The sequence below is a fragment of the Mucilaginibacter terrae genome, assembly GCF_042679325.1.
GTDB classification, from domain to species: domain Bacteria; phylum Bacteroidota; class Bacteroidia; order Sphingobacteriales; family Sphingobacteriaceae; genus Mucilaginibacter; species Mucilaginibacter terrae.
Window position 1 is genome coordinate 46283 of sequence record NZ_JBHTMJ010000004.1, and the last position, 24762, is coordinate 71044.

A 24762-nucleotide genomic window follows, 5' to 3' on the forward strand; every position below is an offset into this window, starting at 1 on the left:
CCTGCTTATTTATTTAAGCAGGTTTTTTTTATAAGGTATTGTTAGTATTCACTACAAGTTTCTGCCTATTTTCTCTAACACTTCTTTGGGTACCTTTTGCAGGTCGAGTACTAAAAAGCCGTCGAGGCAATCGGCAAATTTGGGGTCGATGTTGAAGCAAATTATTTTTGCATTAAGGTTGATATACTGGCGAAGCAATACCGGTACCTTAATATTATGCGTTTCAATTTCGGAGATCAGGTTATCCAGTTTCTTAAAGTTTTCTTCGCCTGTTATTAGTAGTTCGGTATCAATGCTTTCAAAATCAACCTTAAATTGCTTGCGGGGCTTTACAAACTGCGCCATCTCTTCATCAAAATGGTTACGGGTTATGTAATCCACTATAAGCGATTTAGAAAAGTTGGAAAACGTATTGCTGATACTAACCGGGCCAATCAAATAACGATAATTCGGGTTATCGATCACGTACTTTAAAATACCCTTCCATAGCAAAAACAGCGGCAAGGGCTTTTGTTGATACTCTTTGCGTATCCATGAGCGTCCAAGTTCCAGGCTATTTTTCAGCACTTCGGTAAACTGTGATTTAATTTTAAACAGTTTGGCCGTATAAAAACCTTTTTTTCCGAAGCTTTCAAAAATTTCATCGCCAACACCTATGCGGTATGCACCCACAACCATACTGGTTTTAATATCCCATATAAACAGGTGATGATAATAGATATCATACTCATCCAAATCGGTGCTATTATTGGTTCCTTCGCCTACTTCTCTAAAGGTGATTTCGCGCAAGCGACCAATTTCACGGATGATATTTGGAATTAACGCAGTAGGGGTAATAAATACCTCGTAATTTTTCTCAGTCCAAACCTTGTAATTTTCCCTTAACGGCACCAGCTCCAGTTCCATCAATTCGGCAGCGGTAGGCGGTACTATTTCCTTGGGTTCTTTCTTAATTTTAAATAAACTACGCGGATCAAATATCCTTTTTTCGTCTTCCAGCCCGGTACCTAAGGCATAGGTTTTAGCCCTTAAAAAGTTAAGTAGTTGAGTGGCATTGTTATAGTTGGGTATATCCTCCAGCTGTATGGGTTTGCCAATGCGCAGTTTAATGGTATGGCCTTGCTTGTTAAAAAGTTCGGAAGGCAACTTGGCTGTACGCAGGGTAGGGTGTATAAGGCTTAGCAGGTTAAACAACAACCCGTTATTACCATGAAAATAAATGGGTACAACAGGTACTTTGGCCTTGGCAATAATTTTACCTACTACAGGGTGCCACATGCGGTCGGTAACCTGTTTGGTATCCATTTTATAAGTTGATACTTCACCCGCCGGAAAAATGCCGATGGGTGTACCCTCACGCAATAACTCAAGGGTTGATTTAATGCCGCTGATACTGGATGAGTGCTCAACGTTTTCAAAAGGGTTTACCGCAATAAAGTAATCGCTTAAATTGGGGATTTTTTTAAGTAAAAAATTAGCCATCAACTTAGCATCAGGTCTGGCCATGCATAGTATCTTCAACAGGATCAGACCTTCAATGCCACCATAAGGGTGATTGGCTATGGCAACAAATGCGCCATTGGCAGGTAAGTTTTTTAAATCTCTTTCATCAAACTCAACAGTTATACCGCAGCCTTTTAAAATGGCATCTACAAATTCGGGGCCTTGTTTGGGCTGTGCTTGTGCAAAGAGGTCATTAACCTGGTTAATCTTCATCAGTTCCATGAGTAAAGCGGCCAAACCAGGCATTCTCAGCTTATCGAGCCTGGTGGCTTTGGCAAATTCGTCTTTAGTAATAATTTTCATGGTGCAGCAAACCGGTAAATTTCCATAAAAATACTTAATTTAACACGCTGTTAGCATAATACTGTGAAATCGCCTGTTAAAAATTACCTTACTATAACCAAAACCGAGTGGAATGGATTAGTGGTGCTGGTAATCTTAATTACAGGTGTGTTAGCTGCTCCATTCGTATATGAACATTTTCATAAAAATACCCCAACAGATTTCCGCCGGTTCAATAAAACGCTTGCCCAACTTAAAGCAGCAGGTATTTCGGGAATGGCAGATGAAGAGAGCATAGCCCACAAACCGTATAAACTATTCAAATTTAATCCCAATAACCTTTCGATAAAGCAGTGGCAAGCATTAGGATTGAGTACCAGGCAAATTAAGGGTATTAAAAATTATGAGGCTAAAGGAGGCCGGTTTTACACCAAAGCCGATGTGAAAAAAATGTACACGCTTACCCCGCAAGATTATAAGCGCCTGGAGCCTTACATCCATATTTCAAATATTGAAGCGGAAACAATACGGCCTGTTAAGGTTGTAGAACTTAATACCGCCGATTCGGCCCAGCTTACACAACTTAGGGGTATAGGCAAGGGCTTTGCACGACGCATTATACAGTATCGTACACGCTTGGGAGGCTTTTATAGCAAGCGGCAATTAAATGAAATTTTTGGGATGGATGATATGCACTACCGTGATGTACAAGCTCAATTTACGGTTAACCCCCGTAAGGTAAAAAAGCTGAATGTAAATACGGTAGAACTGGATGACCTTAAAAACTTTCCATACTTAAGCTATAAGCAAGCCAACGCTTTGGTGCAATACCGTAAGCAACATGGTAATTATGAATCATTAGATGAGATACGCAACATTGCAATCATCGATGAAGCCATATTATATAAAATAAGGCCCTACCTGGTTATTCAATAACTAAAAGCATATTGAGGTTGCGCAACGCTGTAAGGTTGCAAGTTATAACCAGCCAGTAAAAACATTTAGGGATCAAAAACCTTAACACTTTAATCTGCGTAAGTAATGGCATACCTGTTTAATAGGTTGCAACAAAACAGATAACCCGATTTTTTTATTATGAACAAAGTTAAAGCTGTAACTACTATATGTGGCCCACTCAAAATGGGTTTTAGGGTTTTTGCTTTGTTGTTGCTTATGGTTTTTATTGGCCGTATAACCTTAGTAAGTGTTTATGGTTATGCCGGTGTGCAAAGGTCTGTAACCGGCCTGTATGCCAATAGCAGCGAACAGGAAGACAATGATAAAAAAGAAGAAGGTAAACACGCCGAAAAGCAATTTAAATGTTTCGGTCCATCGCATGTTTCACAACCGGCACCAGTTTATTGCATAGTTAAAAATGCACCTCCCCTGCAGCATTCTTCGCCTTATATATCTCTGTTTTATTCAACGGTTTTAACACCGCCTCCTAACTGCTAAACAATATTATCTCAACTTTTAGTTTACAGTGCTTGTTACAGCGCCTGTTTCTTTTACGTATATCAATAAACATATGAAAACATTTAAAACCTTTATTCCGGTAAAGGCAACGGCCCTATGTGCTGTTGCGCTATTACTTATTACATCATCCTGCAAAAAGGATAATGACAACATTAACCAAGGCGAACAAATTGTTGTTGCGCCCAATGTAAACGTTTATGCTTTACAGCAAGACAATAAAATATTGGCGTTTAACGCACAATCGGGCACTATATTTAACCAGGCCACCAGTATTACAGGTATGCAAACAGGCGAAAATATGCTTGCTATTGATTACAGGCCTGCAACGGGCCAGTTATACGGCGTAAGCAGTGGTAGCCGTATATATGTAATTAATCCGTTAACCGCTGTAGCACGGGCCATAGGCAGCGCGCCATTTACTCCGGCTATTGATGGTACGGTGATAGGTATTGATTTTAACCCAACTGTAGACCGTATCCGTTTAGTAACCTCAAACGGCCAAAACCTACGCCTTAATCCTGAAACTGGTACGGTAGCATTTACCGACGCGGCTATCAACGGTGCTTCGGGTGCAAAAATATCTTCGGTTGCCTATACCGAAAACAAGGCAGGTGCTGCTACAACCATATTGTATGATATTGATGCCGTTACTAAAAAACTTTACAAGCAAGATCCGCCTAATGATGGCAGACTGGTAGAAGTAGGTGCCCTGGGTGTTGATGCTACCGAAGTAACCGATTTTGATATTAGCCCCGATGGAAAGGCTGCCTTGGTACCTATAACAGTTGGCGGCAAACAAGGTATGTATGTGCTCGACCTAACTAACGGTAAGGCTTACAAATCGTTAGAATTTCCTGTAAAGGTATTGAGTCTGGCCATACAAACCGATCCGGTTGCGTATGCATTAAGTAGTGATAACGAACTGATGATCTTTAACCCGGCCAATATTGCTCCTATAGCTAAGGCCATTACCGGTTTGCAAACTGGTGAAACCATTTTAGGGATCGATTTCAGGCCTCTTAACGGACAGATCTATGCTTTAGGCAGCACCAGCCGTATTTACACACTTAACGCGTCATCGGGTTTGGCTACTTCAGTAGGCACATTAACCACCGCTTTGTCGGGTGTGTCTTTCGGGTTTGATTTTAACCCGGTTGCCGATCGTATCCGTATTGTGAGTAACACTGGTCAAAACCTGCGAGTAAACCCTGCCGATGGTGCTACCACTGTTGATGGTAGCATAACACCAACCGCTAATTTAGCTTTGAGCGCCACGGCATACACCAACAGTTTTGCCGGTGCAACAGCTACCACCATGTTCGCTATTAATGCTTCAACCGGTCGTTTGTATAGCTTAACCGATCCTAATTCGGGTGTGTTAGCAAATGATATTGGCTCGCTTGGTGTAACTATAGATGCAGCTAACGGCTTCGATATCAGCAGCCGCACAGGCGATGCCTACGCCATACTAACTGTTGGGGGTACAACCCGTTTTTACGGTATTAACCTCACTACAGGTGCTGCACAAGCAAGTACAGGTGCAACGTTTACTAAAGGCGTACGCGGCTTTACTTTGGGCTTAGGCTTTTAATATAAGCGTTTATAAATTTTCAAATTCAGAGAGGTCTGCCCCGCAAAAGGGCAGGCCTTTTTTTGCTTTAAAAATTTGCATATCATTCCACAGGAATCCATAAAACCTCAAAAATCCTTATTTAAATATGCTCCCCTAAACAGCGCAATAATTGCTATTTTTTTTGCGACGATTCGCGGATGATGAGTTCGGTTTCTACCTGCTGGGTTTGGTATTCGTAAATAGGCTTTTTGCTTTCAATGGTTTTGATCAGCATTTCGGTAGCCAGTTGACCCATCATAAATGCGGGCTGGCGTACCACGGTCAATGGTGGGTCGAACGATTCGGCTACGTCCGAATTGGTGAAGCCGGCCAGGGCCACATCCTCGGGTATGCGGAAGCCCAGTCTTTTCAAAATAGGGATGCAACTGGTGGTAATGCGGTCATTAGTACTAAAAATGGCTTCGGGCCTATTAGGTAGTTTCATTAAAAGGTTTACGGCGGTTTCCACTTCGTCAATCAGCATGCCGCCATGGTCGCAGTATTTAGTGTACTCCGGGTGGTAAGTAAGGCCGTGCTTATCTAACGCGGCTTTGTAGCCTTCAAAGCGTTCGCGGCTAATAAGCAGGTTATTGGTGCTGGTAATGTGCGCTATATTTTTAAAACCGTTATTGATAAGCAGTTCGGTAGCCTCAAAGGCGCCTTTAAAATTATTAAGCGTTACCCGGTGCGTATTTACATTTTGTGCTATGCGGTCAAAAAACACAATAGGAAAGCCTTTATCGTGCAGGTACTGGTATTCGGAGGTATCGGTAGTTTCAGCCGATAGTGAAATGAGCAACCCATCTACATGCCTCGACATTAAGTGCTGTACGTTAGCTGCTTCGCGTGCCGATGACTCGTGTGTTTGCGTGATAATAACATGGTAGCCCGAATTATAGGCAATAAATTCGATCCCGTTAATGGCCTGCGAAAAAAAGTTGTTAGCTACCTCGCAAACCACTACGCCTATAGAATGGCTCTTTTGCTCTTTTAGGCTCAACGCTATAGGGTTAGGGCGGTAGTTTATTTTTTCGGCATACTCTAACACCAGTTTCTTGGTTTCGGTGCCAATTTCATAGCTGCCGTTTAACGCCCTCGATACCGTGGAGGTAGAAAGGCCCAGTGCTTTGGCTATATCCTTAATGGTATAAGATTTAAACATAATCTGTGGCTAAATTTATAGTAATTAATCTTAATATCATAAGGCGTTATGGTATCACCAGGTATGCGCCGTCAAATTACGCAAACGTTTCCGGGAACGATTGCATAGTTTTAATTGCTAAAATGCTTTGTTTATTTGAGCAGAGTAACTAACCTTGTTGATGGATAGCTATTGGTAAGCACACTAAGCTTAGCATGGTCTAATCTCAAAAACCAATTATAAATATTTAAAATTTTTTTCTGGAGTAAACGTAAGGCATGCAACGCTTTGCAAATTTTTATTGCTATTCAGCATTAGCTGGCCGTGCCTTTTATTGCCCCGATTTTTTTAAACCAATTTAAATTATGAATAAATTATTACTTCAAATTTTCATGTTTCTGCTGCTTTGCGGTACTGCACGGGCTCAAACCCGGGTAGTTACGGGCAAAGTAGTTGCCCGTAACGGTGATGCCCTTACCGGCGTAAGCATAGGTGTAAAAGGCACCTCAACAGGTACCAGTACCGATGTTAACGGAAACTTTAAACTCAACGTTCCGGCTACCGGCAGCGTGGTTCTTATTGCCCGGTACCTGGGTTTTCAGGAGCAGGAGCAGGTTTTAGGAAGCCAAACACAAATTAACTTTACCTTAACCGAAAGCGAAGCCAGTAAACTGAATGAAGTGGTGGTAGTGGGCTACGAATCGGTTAGGAGGCGCGATTTGAGCGGATCGGTATCATCGGTAGCTGCGAAACAACTCAAGGATATACCGTTATCAAACGCGGCCGAAGCCTTAACCGGCAGGCTGGCCGGTGTACAGGTAACCACAACCGAGGGTGCGCCCGGTGCCGATGTATTGATCCGTGTGCGTGGTGGCGGCTCTATCACCCAGGATAATTCCCCTATATATATTGTGGATGGTATCCAGGTAGAAAATGCCCTTTCAATTATTTCACCGCAGGATATTGCTTCGGTGGATGTGTTGAAAGATGCATCAACTACCGCTATATATGGTGCCCGTGGTGCCAATGGTGTGGTTATTATTACCACCAAAGGCGGCAAGGCCGGTAAAACGGTGATCAGCTACAATGGCTCGGCTGGTTTCAGGGAAATCTCTAAAACGCTGGATGTACTAAACCCTTACGATTATACCTTATGGCAGTATGAAAGAACCCGTAGCAGCCAAACCGACCGTGATGCGTTCGCCAGAAACTTCGGTAGCACGTTCGATACCTTGCAGGTGTATAAAAACTCACCTTTTATTAACTGGCAAGAGGAAGTATTTGGACGTACGGCAGCCTTTCAGCAGCATAACGTTTCGTTAAGTGGTGGTGATACTAAAACTACGTTCAATGTAAGCCTTACCGCTAACAACGAACAAGGCATTTTACTCGAATCTAACTTTAAACGCTATCTGGCTAACATCAGGTTAGATCATCAGGCCACCAGTAAACTGAAAGTAGGTATTACCACCCGTTACTCCGACCAAGTTGTTAAAGGTGCGGGTACTACCAGCAGCGGTACACGTACTACCAACCGTTTGCGCCACAGTATAGTTTACAGGCCATTCGAGCTTGCTATTGCTCCACCGGTCGATCAATTTGATGAAGATTACTATTTGAACTCTAATCAAATTCAAAACCCGGTATTGTTAACCCAGGCCGAGTACCGCAATGCTCCATCATCAGATCTAAACCTGAGCGGTTATATTAATTATCAAATTACTAAACACTTAACTTTCAGGAGTACAGGTGGTTTTGCCGTTAACAATACTAAACAGGAATTATTCTTCAGTAAAATAACACCAACTGCCCGTAACTTTGCATCGTTACCGGTTGCGTCTATAGCTACACAGCGTGCAATAACTGTAAATAATAGTAATACCCTAAAATATACCTTAAACGGCATTGCTAAACATCACGATATCAATATTTTATTGGGAGAGGAAACCTACGATTACCGTGTAAATAACATGAGCGTGGAAACCCGCTTCTTCCCCGCAGAAATATCGGCTCAAAGCGCATTGGCTAACTTTAGCTTAGGTTCTCCGCCAACCGGTTCAACACAACCAAGGCCGGTAACCAACATTGCGCCTCCCAACCGTATCTTCTCGTTGTTTGGCCGTGTAAGCTACGCTTACGATAAAAACCTGTTAGCTTCGGCAACGGTACGTAGCGATAGATCATCTAAGTTCGCTTCTGAAAATGGTTTATTAATATTCCCTTCGGGTACATTGGCTTACCGTTTCTCCAATCTCGACTTTATTAAAAATCTGCTGTTTGTTAACGATGCCAAAATTAGGGTGGGTTATGGCGTTGCCGGTAATAACCGTATTGGCGATCTGTTATATCAGCAGCTTTACGGTGTAACCGGTGAGTACGCGCTTAACCACACGGTTTTGCCTGCATTTACAACAACTGCCTTAGCTAACCCAAACCTCCGCTGGGAAAAAAATATATCTCAAAACATTGGTTTGGATCTCTCTTTATTTAAAGATAGGGTTCAGTTAACTATTGATGCCTATAACAATAAAGGTAAAAACCTGTTGCTGGCAGCAGCTATCCCTCAAACGTCGGGCTATAACTCACAGTTGCAAAACGTAGGCTCTACTTCAAATAAAGGTATAGAGGTGCAAATTGGTGCAACTGCCATTAGCACCAAAGCTTTTAGCTGGACCACCAACTTTAACGTGGCCTTTAACCGCAACAAGGTACTTAGCTTAGGGGCCATTACACAGCAAACCCGTAACTCGGGCTGGCAGGGAACCGACGGTGCCGACGATTACCTGGTAGAAGTTGGACGCCCGGTTGGGCAAATGTATGGCCTGGTAACCGATGGCTATTATAAGGTTGAAGACTTTAACTTCGCTAACGGCGTGTACACTCTTAAACCAGGTGTGCCTACCAATATTTCTATATTCGGTGCTCCGCAACCTGGCTCGCTTAAATTAAAAGATATTAATGGCGATGGTGCTGTAACACTCGACCGTGACCGTACCGTAATTGGTAATGCTAACCCTAAGTTTACCGGTGGCTGGAACAACCAGTTTGCCTACAAAAACTTTGATATGAGCGTGTTTGTAAACTTTGTTTACGGTAACGACATCTATAATGCTAACAAAATTGAGCAAACCGATGGTAGTTTCCTGAACCTGAACATGCTTAACATTATGAAAGACCGCTTTACCAATATTGGCAGTGCCGGTCAGGTGGTTACCGATCCTGCTGAGCTTACAGCTTTGAATGCCAATGCTAAAATTTGGTCGCCGGTACGTAACCAGCGTTATTACCTGCACTCCTGGGCAGTTGAAGATGGTTCTTTCCTGCGTATTAACAACATTACTTTAGGTTATACGCTGTCAAAAGACCTCATCAAAAAAATTGGTTTAACTAACGCTCGTTTTTATGCAACTGTAAACAACCTGGCTGTTATAACCAACTATTCGGGCTTCGATCCTGAAGTAACCACCCGCCGTACCGATCCATTAACCCAGGGTGTTGATTTTGCAGGCTATCCGCGTGCGAGGTTATTAACCTTTGGAACTAACATTACTTTTTAACATAACTTAAATCATCATATAAAATGGATTTACGTAAACTAACTTTACTATCAATTGCAGCCTGTTTTACGCTCGCGTACACCGGTTGTAAAAAATTTACAGAGGTAGAACCGCAATCGCAATATAGCTTAGCACAAGCTTTCTCCAGCGTTTCAAATGCTACCAGCGCCGTATTAGGTGTTTATGACGAGTTATCGGGCGATAACGGTTATGGCATCCGTATCAGCCTTTACTACCCTTACGATTCTGACGAAGGTATTGTAAGCGGTGCTATAGATAACGGCCGCCGTGGTATTGGCCGGTATCAGCTCCAGGTATCAAACAGCGAGCTTACCAACCCTTTTAACCAGTTATACCGTGGTGTTGAAAAAGCAAACCTTTGTATAGAGCAAATCCCTTTAATGGCACAATACACCAGTGGTACCGAAGCCGATAAAAAGGAATTAAGAAGGCTTTACGGTGAGGTGCTTACACTAAGGGCCCAGTTTTTATTTGAACTGATCCGCAACTGGGGCGATGTGCCGGCTCCTTTTATACCCTCTTACAAACAAGAAAACCTGTTTGCTCCTGCTGCTAACCGCGATTCTACTTACGATCGCCTGATAGCCGATTTAGCTACAGCTAAAGATCTGATGCCTTGGCGCACAGAGGCCGTGCGTAACGAACGTTTGACAAAGGGCGCCGCCAAAGCTTTAAGAGCGAGGCTGGCCCTGTTCAGAGGTGGTTTCTCGTTACGTACCGATAGCAAAACCATGGAACGCCGTGCCGACTACTTAAAATATTATACCATTGCCCGCGACGAGTGTGCCGAAATTATGGCCCGCCGCGATCAGCATACCTTAAACGCCGTGTATGAAGATGTATGGCGCAGATACGTGTCGGCTTTTACACCCGATCCGGCAGGTGAATTAATGTTTGAGGTAGGTGCCGGTGGTGGTAACAGCAACTCCGACAGCCGTATGGGTAATTACGATGGCCCAAGTATTAACGCGGCCTCGCGCTATGGTACTGGTGGTGGTGGTGTGCTGATGTTGCCTAACTACTTTTATGCGTTTGGTAATTTAGATACCCGCCGCGATGTAAACATTCCTATTTATGCTATTGGTGCAACCAATTTAAAAAGCTTACGCAGGTTGGGCGAGTTAACCAATGGAAAATTCAGAAGAGACTGGCGTAACCCATTATTGCCGGGTACCGTACTAAACGTAGGTTACAACTGGCCTATTATCCGTTTTGCCGATGTGCTGCTCATGTTTGCCGAGGCAGATAACGAGATCAATAACGGGGCATCGCCCGCGGCTGTTGCTGCCTTTGAAGAGGTGCGCAAAAGAGGTTACAGAGGTAATGAAGCCAGCATAGGTGTAACACCAACCGGTAAAACAACCTTTTTTAACGCTATTGTAAACGAGCGTTACCTGGAGTTTGGCGGCGAGGCGATCAGAAAATATGATTTGATACGTTGGAACCTGCTGGCTACTAAAATTGCCGAAGCGCGTGCTAATATTGTGCAGTTAAGGGATAACACAAGCATACCGCAGTATATATATTGGAGAAATAGTGGTGAAGAAATACAGTATTTTTCGGCAAGCCCGTTTACTACCGCTGCGGTGCCAAGCCCAACCACCGGATGGACCCGTACCGACTGGCGCCAGCACCTACAGTTTATAGTAAACCCAACCACTGGTGCCATAACCGGCGCATCTATTGATAATTTGCCTTTGCAGGATGGTATAGCACGCTTTTTTACACCTAATAAAAGCGAGTTGTTCCCATATACCACCGCTATATTAGATACTTACGGAGGCCGTTTAAAACAAAATCCCAACTATTAATAAATTAATTTTAAAACAGAATAAGGGTGTGTGTAACATCCTTATTCTGTTTTATACTATTGGCGTTTCAAGTTGTTAATTTGCTTATGTATTGTATAAAGCTACGTTTAAAAGCGGTTATTAAGTATGTTTTATTGCTGATGCTTGCCATAACAGGTATAGCCTTTACGCTACCTCAGCAGCACATTACCGTATATTTAATTGGTGATTCTACCATTGCCATTAAAGAGAAAAACACGTACCCCGAAACCGGCTGGGGCATGCCCTTTGCCAACTACTTTGACACTACAGTAACGGTTGATAATCGCGCTAAAAACGGCCGTAGTACCAGCACCTTTATTGCAGAAGGCTTGTGGAAGCCCGTAGCCGAAGGAATAAAAGCCGGCGATTACCTCTTCATACAGTTTGGGCATAATGATGAAGTACCCACTAAAAAAAGTTATACTACCGAAGCCGAATTTAAGAAGAACCTTATGCGTTACATTACACAAGCCAGGAGCAAACAGGCTATACCGGTTTTAATTACACCGGTTGCCCGCCGTAAGTTCGATAGTGTTGGGCATATTGTTTCAACCCATACCGCCTACTCGCAATTGGTGCGCGAGGTTGCCAGGGAAACCAAAGTGCCGCTAATTGATTTAGATGCTAAAAGCCAGCAGCTTTTACAGCAATTAGGCACAGAACCATCCAAACTCTTATTTAATCATCTGGAACCCGGGCAAAACCCCAATTACCCTGGTGGTAAGCAAGACGATACCCACTTTAGCGAATTGGGCGCGCGCCGCATGGCCGAACTGGTACTTAAAAGTATTAGTGAACTAAAGCTGGAACTCGCCAACCGTATTGTAAAACCCAAATCCTGATAATTTTTTTGCACATAATTAGGGCTATACAGTTCAAGGTGCTTCATTCACAATTACCTGATTTTGACAGATTAGTTATAAAACCAACTTACCCGATGTTGAATATAAAAAAAACTGCTCTTGCAGTATTGCTATTAATGAGCGGTATGGATTATGCATCCGCTCAAACCAAGCCGTATTCGTGGACCAACCTGCCAAAGGTTGCCCGCCCGGTTTTTAAAAAAGATACGTTTAATATTATTAAGTACGGTGCCAAACCCGATGGCGTAACCCTCAATACCAAAAGCATTAACAATGCCATAAGTGCCTGTAGCACTAAAGGCGGAGGTGTGGTTTTAATTCCAACAGGCCTATGGTTAACCGGCCCTATTGTATTAAAAAGCAATGTAAACCTGCATGTAAGCCGTGCCGCCCTGCTGCAGTTTACCGACGATAAAAGCCAGTTTAAAATTATTGAAGGTAACTGGGAAGGCCATGCCGCTTACCGTAACGAGTCGCCTATATCGGGCATTAACCTTACCAACATTGCCATAACCGGCGAAGGCGTAATTGATGGTAACGGGGAGGCGTGGCGCTTAATAGGTAAAGACCGCCTAACCGAAGAAGAATGGAAACGCAAAGTGGCATCGGGCGGTGTACTGAGCGAGAACGGTAAAACCTGGTATCCGTCGGCGGCTTATGCCAAAGCGGCTAAAACGCCCAAAGCCGGTTACATTGAACCGGGTACAACGGCCGAAACGGCAGCCGAATTTAAGGACTATTACCGGCCCAACATGCTGGTGTTAACCAACTGCAAAAAAATCTTATTGCAAAATACCACCTTTCAAAACTCGGCTGCATGGTGCCTGCACACCCTCATGTGCCAGGATGTTACCTTACAGGGAGTGCGTGTACGTAACCCATGGAATGCGGCCAACGGCGATGGTATCGACGTAGAATCGTGTAAGAACGTGATGATTGACAACAGCACTTTTGATTGCGGCGATGACGGTATCTGTGTAAAATCGGGTCGTGATGAGGATGGCCGCAAAAGAGGGATGCCTACCGAAAACATGATCGTGAAAAACAGCATCGTTTACCGTGCGCATGGCGGCTTTGTGATCGGCAGTGAAATGTCGGGCGGGGCGCGTAATATTTTCGTAACCGACTGTACCTTTATCGGTACCGATATTGGCCTGCGTTTTAAAACCACCCGCGGTAGGGGTGGTATGGTAGAGAATATTTACATCAAGAATATAGCCATGAAAGATATTGTACACGAGGCTATTTTGTTTGATATGTATTATATGGCTAAAGACCCGGGCACTATGCAAAATATTGCCGATGCCCAATTGCCGCCTGTAACCGAGGGCACCCCGCAGTTTAAAAATTTTTATGTAAGTAACGTAGCCTGTAACGGTGCCGAACGAGGCCTCCTCATACGTGGACTGCCCGAAATGAGTATCAAAGGCATCCACCTGGATAATATCGTATTAAAGGCCGACAGGGGTGCCGATATTATTGAAGGGCAGGATATAACGCTTAAAAACGTGTACATAGAAAGCAAAGGAACAAACCCGTTAATCAACATTCAAAATAGTAACGGTGTTAAGTTTACCGGCTTAAGTTATGGTACCGGCACCGATCTGCTGTTTAACATCAGCGGTAAAAAAACAGCTGGCATACAAGCGCTTAATGCCGATGTATTTAAAGCTAAAAACAAAGCCGAATTTAAAAACGGTGCAGATAGTAAAGCTTTAATTATAGCTAACTAATTGCTTAATGAAAACGCTGCGTATATTATGGATATTGTTACTGGCTGCCGCTACCGGCGTGTGGGCGCAGCAGCCCTTACCGCCAACCGAGCTTATCGTAGCGCAGGATGGTAGCGGTAACTATAAAACCATACAGGAAGCCGTGAATTCGGTGCGCGATTTGAGCCAAAAACAGGTAACTATCCACATTAAAAAGGGAATTTACCGCGAGAAACTGGTGATACCCACCTGGAAAACGCACATTTCACTCATTGGGGAAAGTACTGATAATACCATCATCAGTAATAACGATTACTCGGGCAAACCTGTGCCTGGTGGCAGGGATGCGTTTGGGAAGGACAAAATGACCACCTACACCTCGTACACCGTACTGGTGCAAGGCAACGATTTCAGGGCCGAAAACCTGACCATCGAAAATACTGCCGGTAGGGTAGGCCAGGCCGTAGCCCTGCATGTAGAGGCCGACCGTTGTATATTTGTAAACTGCCGCTTACTGGGTAATCAGGATACTTTATATGTAGCCACCGGTACCAGTCGCCAGCTTTATATGGATTGTTATATAGAAGGTACCACCGATTTTATTTTTGGTGAAGCTACCGTGGTTTTTCAGCGTTGCACCATCAAAAGCTTGGTTAATTCTTACATTACCGCAGCCGCTACCACGCCGCTGCAAGCCTATGGTTTTGTACTGATGTATTGCAAACTAATAGCCGATAGTGCCGCCAAAAAAGTATTTTTAGGCAGGCCATGGAGGCCTTATGCTAAAACCGTGTTCATGAATACTGAAATGGGCAGCCATATTATACCAGCCGGTTGGAACGAGTGGAAAGGCGATGCCATGTTCCCCGATAAAGAGCGGACGGCGTATTATGCCGAGTATAAAAATACCGGTTCGGGTGCTGCAATCGCTGAGCGGGTGGCGTGGTCAAAACAGTTAACCGCGTCAAAAGCTAAACTATATACCATCAACAATATATTAGGTGGAAAAGATAACTGGCAACCTGTTGCTATAAGCAAAAAAGGCGTAAGATAAATCAGGATAGTGCAGGACAAAAAAGCATATATATTTGAAGGTTTAATTCAATGCAAATATTTTGGGAACGTTTGCATTGATTTTAAAGCCTGAATAAGAGCCTAAGTATTCAAATTATGAGTAAAATTGCAGATTATGCTATTGCAAAACCGGTAGTAAACCATGGTAAGCTGTTACCGTCTTATCATATATAAAGTATTAATAAGTTATAACGAATTTATGAAGAAGAGTTTTTTAGGATGCTTGTTATTAATGCTGGGGTTCCAGTTTGCGCAGGGGCAAAGCCTGCCCTGGTCGCAGCGCATGGCACAAACCGCTATGAAAGTATGGCCCGATACGGCTACCAAAGTACGCTGGACCTATGAGCAAGGTGTAGTTTGGAAAGGTATGGAAAACGTTTGGCTGCAAACCGGCGATAATACTTATTTTAAATACATACAAAACGTGGTAGACCACCACCTTACCGCCGATGGTAATATCCTCAACTATAAAATGGAGGATTACAACATCGATAATATTTTACCGGGGCGTACGGTGTTAACCTTGTTCCAGGTATTGGGTACCCCTAAGTATTACAAAGCTGCCAAATTATTACGCGAGCAATTGGCTAAACAACCCCGCATACCCGAAGGTGGCTTTTGGCATAAAAAACGTTATCCTAACCAGATGTGGCTGGATGGCCTGTACATGGGCGAGCCTTTTTACGCCGAGTATGCCAATACCTTTCACGAAGACACCGCATTTAACGATATTACTACCCAGTTTATCCTGATGGAAAGAATGTCGCGTGATACCAAAACCGGTTTATTATACCATGCCTGGGATCAAAGCAAAAAAGAACGCTGGTCTGATCCTAAAACTGGAAAATCGCCCAATTTTTGGGGACGTGCCATGGGTTGGTACGGTATGGCACTGGTTGATGTGCTGGAGCAAATCCCTACCAATCACCCTAAACGTGCCGAACTGCTGGTGATCTTAAACCGTTTTGCAACGGCAGTAGCCAAGTACCAGGACAAAAAATCGGGCTTATGGTACCAGGTGCTGGATAAGGGTACCGAAAAAGGGAACTACCTTGAGGCATCGGCTTCGTGCATGTTTGTGTACGCGCTGGCTAAAGCCGAAAGGTTACATTATTTGCCAACCTATTTTAAGGCAGTAGCGCAAACCGGCTATAATGGCATCATCAAACAATTTATTACTACCGATGCCAACGGACAAGTGAACCTGAACGGTACTGTGAGCGTGGCCGGTTTAGGCGGCGACCCATACCGCGATGGCAGTTACGCTTATTACCTGAAAGAAAAGGTAGTCACCAACGATGCCAAGGGCGTTGGCGCGTTTATACAAGCCAGTGTTGAAATGGAACGTTTGGCCGATTTAGCTAAAGGCAAAGAGAAAACCGTAATGCTCGATAGTTACTTTAACGATGAGCGTAAAAAAGATATTACCGGTGCTGCCTATCCATACCACTACAAATGGGAGGGAAGAGACAATAATGGTTTCTCGTTGTTCGGCCACATCTTTAGTAATTACGGGTTAAACCTGGCTACCCTGTACCAGGCGCCAACTGCGGCCAACTTAAAACCGGCTTCCATCTATGTAATTGTTGACCCCGATATACCTAAAGAAAATCCCGATGCCAGGTATGTAGAACCTGCCCATGCCAGTGCGGTAAGCGATTGGGTAAAGGCGGGCGGTGTATTGCTGGTATTACATAACGATACCGGTAATGCCGAGTTTAAAAACTTTAACACACTCATGGGCAAGTTTGGGCTTACGTTTAAACAAAACAGCATTAACCATGTGGAAGGTAATAAATTTGAACAGGGCGCGGTAATGATACCTGTTGGCAACCCGGTATTTAAATCGGCTAAAAAGATCTATATTAAAGAGATTAGCACGTTTGCGTTGAGCGGCCCCGGTAAATCGGTGCTCGATCATCAGGGGGAGGTTGCCGTAGCTATGGCCAGATATGGCAAAGGCGCGGTGCTGGCCGTAGGCGATCCCTGGTTTTATAACGAATATACCGATGGCCGTAAACTGCCTGCCGGCTTCGATAATTTTAAGGCAGCTAACGATGTAGTTGCCTGGTTGGTACAGCAAATTACTGCAAAATAAATATGAAAGGGCTGTTGCATATAGCGGGTTTAATGGTGCTTGGCTTACAATTAGGTTTTACCCAGCCTAAAGCTATTGTGGTAGATGCCGCGGGTAAAGGCCAGTTTAAAACTATACAGGCAGCCCTCAACAGCCTGCCCGATTCGGCAACTACCGATAGGGTGATATTAATTAAAAACGGAACTTACGCCGAAAAACTGATGATCATCCAAAGCCACATCGTGCTCCGAGGCGAAAGTGAAAAAGGGGTAGTTATTACACAGGATATTGCGCGTGATATATGGCGTTGCCAGGGTAATGCCGACGACTGGGGCGTAGCCACCATGAATTTGCGTGGCAGCGATATTACCTTACAAAATTTATCGGTAATTAACGGGTACGGCTTCAGTTATAAAAAAGACACGCTAATTAACTGCCCAACCGCTATCGAACCTAATGCTCAAAAAACAGTTGGTAGAACCGGGCATCAAATGGCTTTGCGTTCTTTTCAAACCACCCGTTTAAAGGTACTGAACTGTACCTTCCGTGCCCTGGGCGGCGATACGGTTAGCCCGTGGAACAATTCCAGCGGCTTGTTTTACTTTAAAGACTGTACCATGGAGGGCGGGGTTGATTTTTATTGCCCTCGTGGCTGGTCTTATGCAGAAAACTGCACCTTTATTTGTCACAGTAAAGAGGCCGCTATCTGGCATGATGGATCGGGCAATGTTAACCAGAAAACGGTATTGGTAAACTGTAAATTTATAGGTGATGAAGGTTTTAAGCTGGGCCGCTATCACCGCGATTCGCAATTTTACCTGCTCAATTGCACGTTTGCCGCAACAATGGCTAACGCGCCTGTATTTAAGGCCGCCAGTTCGCCGGGTGTAAAATTTGGTGAGCGGGTGTACTATTACAATTGCCACCGTACCGGCGGAGATTACGATTGGTTTAACAATAACCTGAACACTGCTAAAAATGTACCTGCGCCGGGGCAAATAAATGCAACCTGGGCGCTCGATGGGCAATGGAACCCGCTCACCAAGTAGATAGAAAGCCATGAAACGCTATATAAAAATATTAATTACCATACTGCTGCCAAGCTTTACCAATAGCCTGAGCGCGCAAACAAACGGCTCGGCAAAAACCGACCCTATGGCCGAAAATATGCTGCTTTACCAGCGCAGTGTGGGCGGTTGGCCTAAGGCGGTTGGCGAGGTGAAGGTAGACTATACCAAAACGCTGACCGATGCCCAAAAAGCGGCCACTTTAAAAGATATTAACCGCATTGATGCTACCATTGATAATGCGGCGACTTATAAGGAAATTAACTACCTGGTTAACGCTTACAAGCAAACCAGCAACAAAACCTACCTGCAATCGGCCGAAAAGGGGATCCGTTACCTGCTAAAAGCGCAATATGCAAATGGTGGCTGGCCGCAATACTATCCCGATAGCAGCTTGTACCGCGCACAGATTACGTTTAACGATAATGCTATGATCAACGTAATGGAGATCCTGAACAATGTGGCTAACCGTACCAAAGGTTTTGATGTGGTTGATCAAACACTGGTTTCGCCGGCGGCTAACGCGGTGAACAAAGGGGTAGATTGTATTGTTAAAACACAGGTAAGGGTTAATGGTAAGCTAACAGCCTGGGGTCAGCAGTATGACAGGCACACGCTGGAAGCGGTTGCCGCCCGTAAATTTGAGCTGGTGGGTTTGAGCTCTTCCGAATCGGCAGCTATAGTCGAATTTTTAATACGCGTACCAAATCCATCAACAGAAATAAAAATGGCCATAAAAAGCGCGGTAGAATGGTTTGATGCGGTAAAGATCAAAGGTTCGAGGTTTGACAGAGAGCCTAATGGCGTTATAATAGCCGACCCAAACTCTACTATTTGGGCACGATATTACGAAATTGGAACCAATAAGCCTTTCTTTTCGGGCCGCGATGCGATAAAGAAATACAGCGTAGCCGAAATAGAAGAAGAACGCCGTACGGGTTATGCCTGGTATGGTACATGGCCTCAAAAAATATTGGACAAACAATACCCTGCCTGGATTAAAAAGAACGGAATTAACTGATAGATTAAAATATGATATTATCCCGATATAATTTAAATAAAATAAGTGCCCCCGGCTTAATACTGCCCAACCAGGATATTTTTGATCTGCCCGAAAAAGTACTGCAATTTGGTACAGGTGTACTGTTACGCGGCCTGCCCGATTATTATATAGACAAAGCCAACCGCAACGGCGTATTCAACGGGCGTATTGTGGTGGTTAAATCAACCGATACCGGTTCGGCTACCGATTTTAATAAGCAGGATAGCTTGTACACCCTGTTAATTAAAGGGATTGATAATGGTACCGAAGTTGATGAGCAGATTGTGTGTTCGGCCATTAGCCGCGTACTATCGGCCGGGAGCGATTGGGATAGCATTTTAAAAGTGGCCCAAAGCCCCGATCTGCAGATAGTGATCTCTAACACTACCGAATTAGGCATTCAACTCATGCAGGATGATATTACCAAACGTCCGCCGATATCTTTTCCAGGCAAATTGCTGGCTATTTTACTCGAACGTTATAAAACCTTTAACGGTAGCCCCGAAAGCGGTTTGGTGATCGTACCTGCCGAACTGATAGTTGATAACGGTAAAAAACTGGAAGCCATTGTGTTGGAGCTGGCCCACCTGAACAAGCTGGAGCCCGCGTTTATGGACTGGCTGGAAGAGCATAACCATTTCTGTAATTCCCTGGTAGACCGTATTGTACCCGGCAAGCCCGATGCGCAAACCACCGCACAACTGGAAGCTGAATACGGTTACCAGGATGATCTGCGTATCGTATCGGAAGTGTACTCGCTTTGGGCTATAGAGGGCCATGAGCATATCCGTTCTGTGCTTTCCTTTGCCGAGGTAGATAAAGGTGTGGTAATTGTTCCCAATATTGAAAAGTTTAGGGAAATAAAGCTGCGGCTACTGAACGGCACTCATACGCTGAGCTGTGGTATGGCCTTCCTTTCGGGTTTCCGTACGGTTAAAGAGGCTATGGACGACCCCGGTTTTACGCACTTTGTGTACCAGTTGATGCTCAAGGAAATTGCCCCTGCTATTCCTTACGATGTAGATTATGCTGCTGCGGCCGAGTTTGCAGGCAAGGTGTTAGACAGGTTCCGCAATCCGTATATCTATCATCAGTGGATCAGTATTTCGGCCCAATATTCGTTCAAAATAAAAGGTAGGGCAATTCCGTTATTAATAAACCACTATAAATCGCACAGTACAGTGCCCGAGCATTTTGCTTTAGGCTTTGCAGCCTTTATCAGGTTTATGAAATGTACTAAAAATGCCGAAGGCAAGTATATAGGCACCAATCATGGTGAAGAATATGTTATTACCGATAGCCAGGCCGAAACTTTTGCACAGGCATGGCAAAAACCCGATTTGCATGATGTAGCTTACACTTTGTTAAGCAATAAAACCTTGTGGGATGCCGATCTTTGTCAACTTCCTGGTTTTAAGGAAAGTGTATTAAAGCATTTACAACAAATCGTATCGCAGGGAACCAAACAGATTTTAGCAAAAGAAGCAGTAGTTTAAAGGAAGTAAATTTTAATGAGACAGACCATATTAAAGATCCATCCTAATGATAATGTACTGGTAGCATTGGTAGATTTACCGGCTGGCGAAGTAATTAATTATGATGGTGGCAGCGTAACTACCGTTAACCCCATACAAGCTAAGCACAAAGTGGCTATTAATGCCATTAATGCCGGCGATAGTATTATTATGTACGGGGTGCTGGTAGGCAAAGCACAGGCTTATATTCCTGCTGGCGGCGTTTTAACTACAAGCAATGTAAAGCATGCGGCCAACAGTACCCTAACCCAAGGCAAACATGCCAGCTGGCAGCAGCCCGATGTAAGCAACTGGGCAAGCCGCACATTCAATGGTTTTCACCGCCCCGATGGCAGTGTGGGTACCGCCAACTACTGGCTGGTAGTACCTATGGTATTTTGCGAAAACCGTAATATTGAAGTTTTACAGGAAGCCTTACTGCGCCCCTTAGGTTACGGCCGTAAAAAGGTGTACGAAACCAAGGCGCAGCAGCTCATCAGCAAAGTAAAATCGGGCGGCAGTATTGAGGAAGTGTTATACACCGAACTGGAAAGCAGTGACGTAGCCGGGCTGGAAAACAAAGTATTCCCTAACGTAGATGGTATTAAATTTTTAACCCATACCGGTGGTTGTGGTGGTATCCGTCAGGATTCGGAAACCTTATGCGGTTTACTGGCGGGTTATATCACCCACCCTAACGTAGCCGGTGCAACCGTGCTAAGTTTAGGCTGCCAAAACGCACAAGCCAGTATTTTGCAAGCCGAAATTCAGAAACGCTCGCCTAACTTTAGCAAACCGCTATATATTTTAGATCAGCAAACTATAGGTAAGGAAAGCGATATGGTAGAGCAGGCCATGCGTAAAACGCTGGCTGGTTTAATACAAGCCAATCAAAATACCCGCCAACCGGCTCCTTTAAGCAAAATAACCATTGGTTTAGAGTGCGGTGGTTCAGATGGTTTTTCGGGCATATCGGCCAACCCGGCTATCGGTTATACTTCCGATCTGTTGGTTGCTTTAGGTGGTTCGGTTATTTTGGCCGAGTTCCCGGAGCTGTGCGGTGTGGAGCAAAACCTCATTGACCGTTGCGTACAGGAAGAAGATGCTCAGCGCTTTGTAAGCCTGGTGCGTACTTACGCCCAGCGTGCCGAAGAAGCCGGGTCGGGCTTTGATATGAACCCTTCACCGGGTAATATTAAAGACGGTTTAATTACCGATGCCATTAAATCGGCTGGTGCGGCTAAAAAAGGTGGTACATCACCGGTGGTAAACGTGCTGGATTATCCCGAAAAGGTAACTAAACCTGGCTTGAACCTACTATGTACCCCAGGTAACGATGTGGAAAGCACAACGGCCGAGGTAGGTTCGGGGGCGAATGTTGTTTTGTTTACTACAGGTTTGGGTACGCCAACCGGTAACCCTATTGTGCCGGTTGTAAAAATTGCTACCAATACTAATTTGTATAATAAAATGAGTGATATTATCGACCTGAATACCGGTACCATTATAGAAGGTGAAGAAACCATTGAACAAGCCGGTGCCCGTATTTTGGATTATGTGATACAGGTGGCCAGTGGCGAGGTAGAAGTAAGTGCGGTACGTCATGGTCAGGATGATTTTATTCCCTGGAAGCGGGGCGTGTCTTTATAGTACAAAATAAAATTCTGTTATATTTTAAAAGCCCTTGAACTAAGTTTAAGGGCTTTTGCATTTGTAAAAAACAGATGTTAACACGGTAAATATGACCTAGTGTAACGGTGAAAACTTGCTAATAAAGTGATAAAAACCGTTATATTTTTTTTGTAAAATTTATTATTATTGTGCTGATATACAATAAGTTAAATTTATAATAATACGATATTTTTTAAATTTTCAATAAAGAAATATCAACTCATCTAATTCCTCGTTTACTTTGTATTGTTCAATTCCTTTAACAGGCTTGAATAGTGTAAACCAATTAAACCACTAAATTCATACTCAGCAATTTGCCATACGTCTCAGCGCAATTATATTGTGTTGCTGTTATGCTGTATGCTGAAATAAATTTAGGGCGAAATAAAAGTTATGATGAAAAAATTTGTACTGATTGTGGGTTGTATTTTGTTTGTTTGGCAAACACTTGCCGCACAAATAACCCGTGTGGAGCCAGCCAATTGGTGGGTAGGTATGAAAAATACCCAACTGCAAATAATGGTTTACGGCCCCAACATCGGTAAATCCATGCTTACTATACAGTACCCGGGTGTAGCTATTAAAGAGGTTGCCCGTACAAATAATGCCAACTATCTTTTCATTTACCTCAACATTGCAGCACAAACCAAACCGGGACTGGTAAAGCTGCAATTTACCGATGGTGCGCAAAAGTTCACCCACAATTACCCGCTTAAAGCACGTACTAAAGAAGGTGCCGCGGGCTTTAGCAGTGCCGATGTATTATACCTCATTACGCCCGACCGTTTTGCCAACGGCAATCCTGCTAATGACGCTTTAGAAAATGTAAACGTAAACCGTAACGACCCCAACGCCCGCCATGGAGGTGATTTAAAAGGGATAGAACAGCACTTAGATTATATCAAAGATGCCGGATTTACCACAGTATGGTTAAACCCGGTGCAAGAAAACCGGATGCCGGGCGGTTCGTACCACGGTTATGCCATTACCAATTTTTACAACATCGACCCTCGTTTTGGTACTAACGCGCAGTTTGCTGCCTTAACCAAAACCATGCACAATAAAGGCTTGAAGGTGGTTATGGACATGATCTTTAATCATTGCGGTAGCTCACACCCCTGGATGAAGGATTTGCCGGCAAAAGACTGGATCAACAACAATAACGGTAAGTATGTGCAAACCAACCATGCCAAGTACACCATTATGGATCCGCATGCGGCTGCCATAGATAAGAATACACTTACCGATGGCTGGTTCGTTCCCGAAATGCCGGATTTAAATCAGCGTAACCGTCACCTGGCAACTTATTTAATTCAAAACAGCATTTGGTGGATAGAGTATAGCCACATAGACGGAATCCGTCAGGACACTTACCCGTACCCCGATTACGATTTTATGGTACGCTGGTGCCGTGAGGTAGAAGCTGAGTACCCACAGTTTAATATTGTAGGCGAAAGCTGGTACGGCAGGTCATCGGCTTCGGCATGGTGGCAAAAAAAGGACAAGCTGAACCAGCACGATGCAGGCTTAAAAAGCGTGATGGATTTCCCTTTAACATTCATCACCAATACCGCGTTCGATCATAACAATAATAATGGGGGCGAAGGCAGCGCCATGTATAGGATATATGAGGAAATAGCCCAGGACTTTATGTTCGCCGACATTGATAATGTGCTTACCTTTTTAGATAATCACGATTTGGACCGTTTTGTACGTAAAGATGATGCCGACCTAAGCCGTTACAAACAAGCTATTGCCTTTTTGCTAACCACCCGTGGTATTCCACAAATTTATTACGGTACCGAAATATTGATGGACGGCAAAAAGGAAAAAAGCGATGGCTACGTACGTACCGATTTCCCTGGTGGCTGGGCTGGCGATAAGGATAATTTTTTTACTACCGCAGGCCGTACCGAAAAACAGAATGAAGCGTTCACCTATATTCAAAAGCTGTTGCAATGGCGTAAAGCAACCCCGGCTGTTACCAGTGGCAAGCTCACCCATTTCGTACCCGATAATAGTGGTACTTATGTGTATGCCCGTACAAAAGGCAATCAAACAATTTTAGTGATCCTGAACGGAACCGATGCTGATCAAACGTTAGATATGGCTCGCTTTAAAGATGTAATTAAAGATAATACCCAGGGCCGCGATGTAATTACCGGCAAGCAATTACCGGTTACACAAAAATTGACCGTACCGGCTAAAGGCCAATACATATTCGAATTAACCAAATAAACCAAGTATATGATAAAAGTTTACTCTTCTTAATCTGCCCGCAAGCTAAAGGCCTACCAACCTGTCACAATATGTTTTAA

General features: G+C 44.0%; 16 protein-coding genes. 14 read left to right on the forward strand and 2 right to left on the reverse strand.

The genetic code is table 11. The features are described 5' to 3' along the window. Positions 1 to 51: 51 nt before the first annotated feature. On the reverse strand, positions 52 to 1806 hold the full coding sequence (locus tag ACFQ3S_RS05165; RefSeq protein ID WP_377161937.1) for a lysophospholipid acyltransferase family protein: 1755 nt from the start codon (positions 1804 to 1806) through the stop codon (positions 52 to 54). Positions 1807 to 1869: 63 nt separating this feature from the next. Here ACFQ3S_RS05165 and ACFQ3S_RS05170 point away from each other — a divergent pair, with 63 nt between their 5' ends. From ACFQ3S_RS05170 to ACFQ3S_RS05180, 3 genes are all read left to right on the forward strand, one after another. Further along, entirely contained in the window at positions 1870 to 2721 is an 852-nt protein-coding gene (locus ACFQ3S_RS05170) for a helix-hairpin-helix domain-containing protein (protein WP_377161939.1), read from the forward strand. Positions 2722 to 2880: 159 nt separating this feature from the next. Continuing rightward, positions 2881 to 3240: a hypothetical protein gene (locus ACFQ3S_RS05175; protein ID WP_377161941.1), complete on the forward strand. Its 360-nt coding sequence runs from the start codon at positions 2881 to 2883 to the stop codon at positions 3238 to 3240. A 73-nt stretch (positions 3241 to 3313) separates the two neighbouring features. Next, positions 3314 to 4852 (forward strand): DUF4394 domain-containing protein, encoded by a 1539-nt coding sequence (locus ACFQ3S_RS05180; protein WP_377161943.1) that lies wholly within the window; start codon positions 3314 to 3316, stop codon positions 4850 to 4852. Positions 4853 to 5006: 154 nt separating this feature from the next. On the opposite strand, the gene ACFQ3S_RS05185 is transcribed toward ACFQ3S_RS05180, so the two are convergent. Then, positions 5007 to 6035 carry a LacI family DNA-binding transcriptional regulator gene (locus ACFQ3S_RS05185; RefSeq protein WP_377161945.1) on the reverse strand — a complete coding sequence of 343 codons (1029 nt, stop codon included), beginning with the start codon at positions 6033 to 6035 and terminating at the stop codon, positions 5007 to 5009. A gap of 344 nt (positions 6036 to 6379) precedes the next feature. On the opposite strand from ACFQ3S_RS05185, the gene ACFQ3S_RS05190 reads away from it, so the two are divergent. The 11 genes from ACFQ3S_RS05190 to ACFQ3S_RS05240 all read left to right on the forward strand — a co-directional run bounded on the left by ACFQ3S_RS05190 (position 6380) and on the right by ACFQ3S_RS05240 (position 24682). Then, complete coding sequence (locus tag ACFQ3S_RS05190; protein ID WP_377161947.1) at positions 6380 to 9571, forward strand: SusC/RagA family TonB-linked outer membrane protein; 3192 nt, start codon at positions 6380 to 6382, stop codon at positions 9569 to 9571. Positions 9572 to 9594: 23 nt separating this feature from the next. After that, positions 9595 to 11403: a RagB/SusD family nutrient uptake outer membrane protein gene (locus ACFQ3S_RS05195; protein WP_377161949.1), complete on the forward strand. Its 1809-nt coding sequence runs from the start codon at positions 9595 to 9597 to the stop codon at positions 11401 to 11403. Between the two features lie 140 nt (positions 11404 to 11543). Then, positions 11544 to 12266 carry a rhamnogalacturonan acetylesterase gene (locus tag ACFQ3S_RS05200; protein WP_377161951.1) on the forward strand — a complete coding sequence of 241 codons (723 nt, stop codon included), beginning with the start codon at positions 11544 to 11546 and terminating at the stop codon, positions 12264 to 12266. Positions 12267 to 12361: 95 nt separating this feature from the next. After that, positions 12362 to 14020: a glycoside hydrolase family 28 protein gene (locus ACFQ3S_RS05205; protein WP_377161953.1), complete on the forward strand. Its 1659-nt coding sequence runs from the start codon at positions 12362 to 12364 to the stop codon at positions 14018 to 14020. 7 nt (positions 14021 to 14027) lie between these two features. Next, positions 14028 to 15053 (forward strand): pectinesterase family protein, encoded by a 1026-nt coding sequence (locus ACFQ3S_RS05210; RefSeq protein WP_377161955.1) that lies wholly within the window; start codon positions 14028 to 14030, stop codon positions 15051 to 15053. A 219-nt stretch (positions 15054 to 15272) separates the two neighbouring features. Further along, the gene (locus tag ACFQ3S_RS05215; RefSeq protein WP_377161957.1) at positions 15273 to 17171 is read left to right on the forward strand and encodes a glycoside hydrolase family 88 protein; all 1899 of its coding nucleotides are present in this window, start codon (positions 15273 to 15275) and stop codon (positions 17169 to 17171) included. Between the two features lie 2 nt (positions 17172 to 17173). Next, positions 17174 to 18199 (forward strand): pectinesterase family protein, encoded by a 1026-nt coding sequence (locus ACFQ3S_RS05220; protein ID WP_377161959.1) that lies wholly within the window; start codon positions 17174 to 17176, stop codon positions 18197 to 18199. A 10-nt stretch (positions 18200 to 18209) separates the two neighbouring features. Continuing rightward, on the forward strand, positions 18210 to 19238 hold the full coding sequence (gene pelA / locus ACFQ3S_RS05225; protein WP_377161961.1) for a pectate lyase: 1029 nt from the start codon (positions 18210 to 18212) through the stop codon (positions 19236 to 19238). 11 nt (positions 19239 to 19249) lie between these two features. Then, positions 19250 to 20755: a tagaturonate reductase gene (locus ACFQ3S_RS05230; RefSeq protein ID WP_377161963.1), complete on the forward strand. Its 1506-nt coding sequence runs from the start codon at positions 19250 to 19252 to the stop codon at positions 20753 to 20755. 15 nt (positions 20756 to 20770) lie between these two features. Continuing rightward, positions 20771 to 22423 (forward strand): UxaA family hydrolase, encoded by a 1653-nt coding sequence (locus tag ACFQ3S_RS05235; RefSeq protein ID WP_377161965.1) that lies wholly within the window; start codon positions 20771 to 20773, stop codon positions 22421 to 22423. Between the two features lie 414 nt (positions 22424 to 22837). Then, complete coding sequence (locus ACFQ3S_RS05240) at positions 22838 to 24682, forward strand: glycoside hydrolase family 13 protein (RefSeq protein WP_377161967.1); 1845 nt, start codon at positions 22838 to 22840, stop codon at positions 24680 to 24682. Positions 24683 to 24762: the final 80 nt, after the last annotated feature.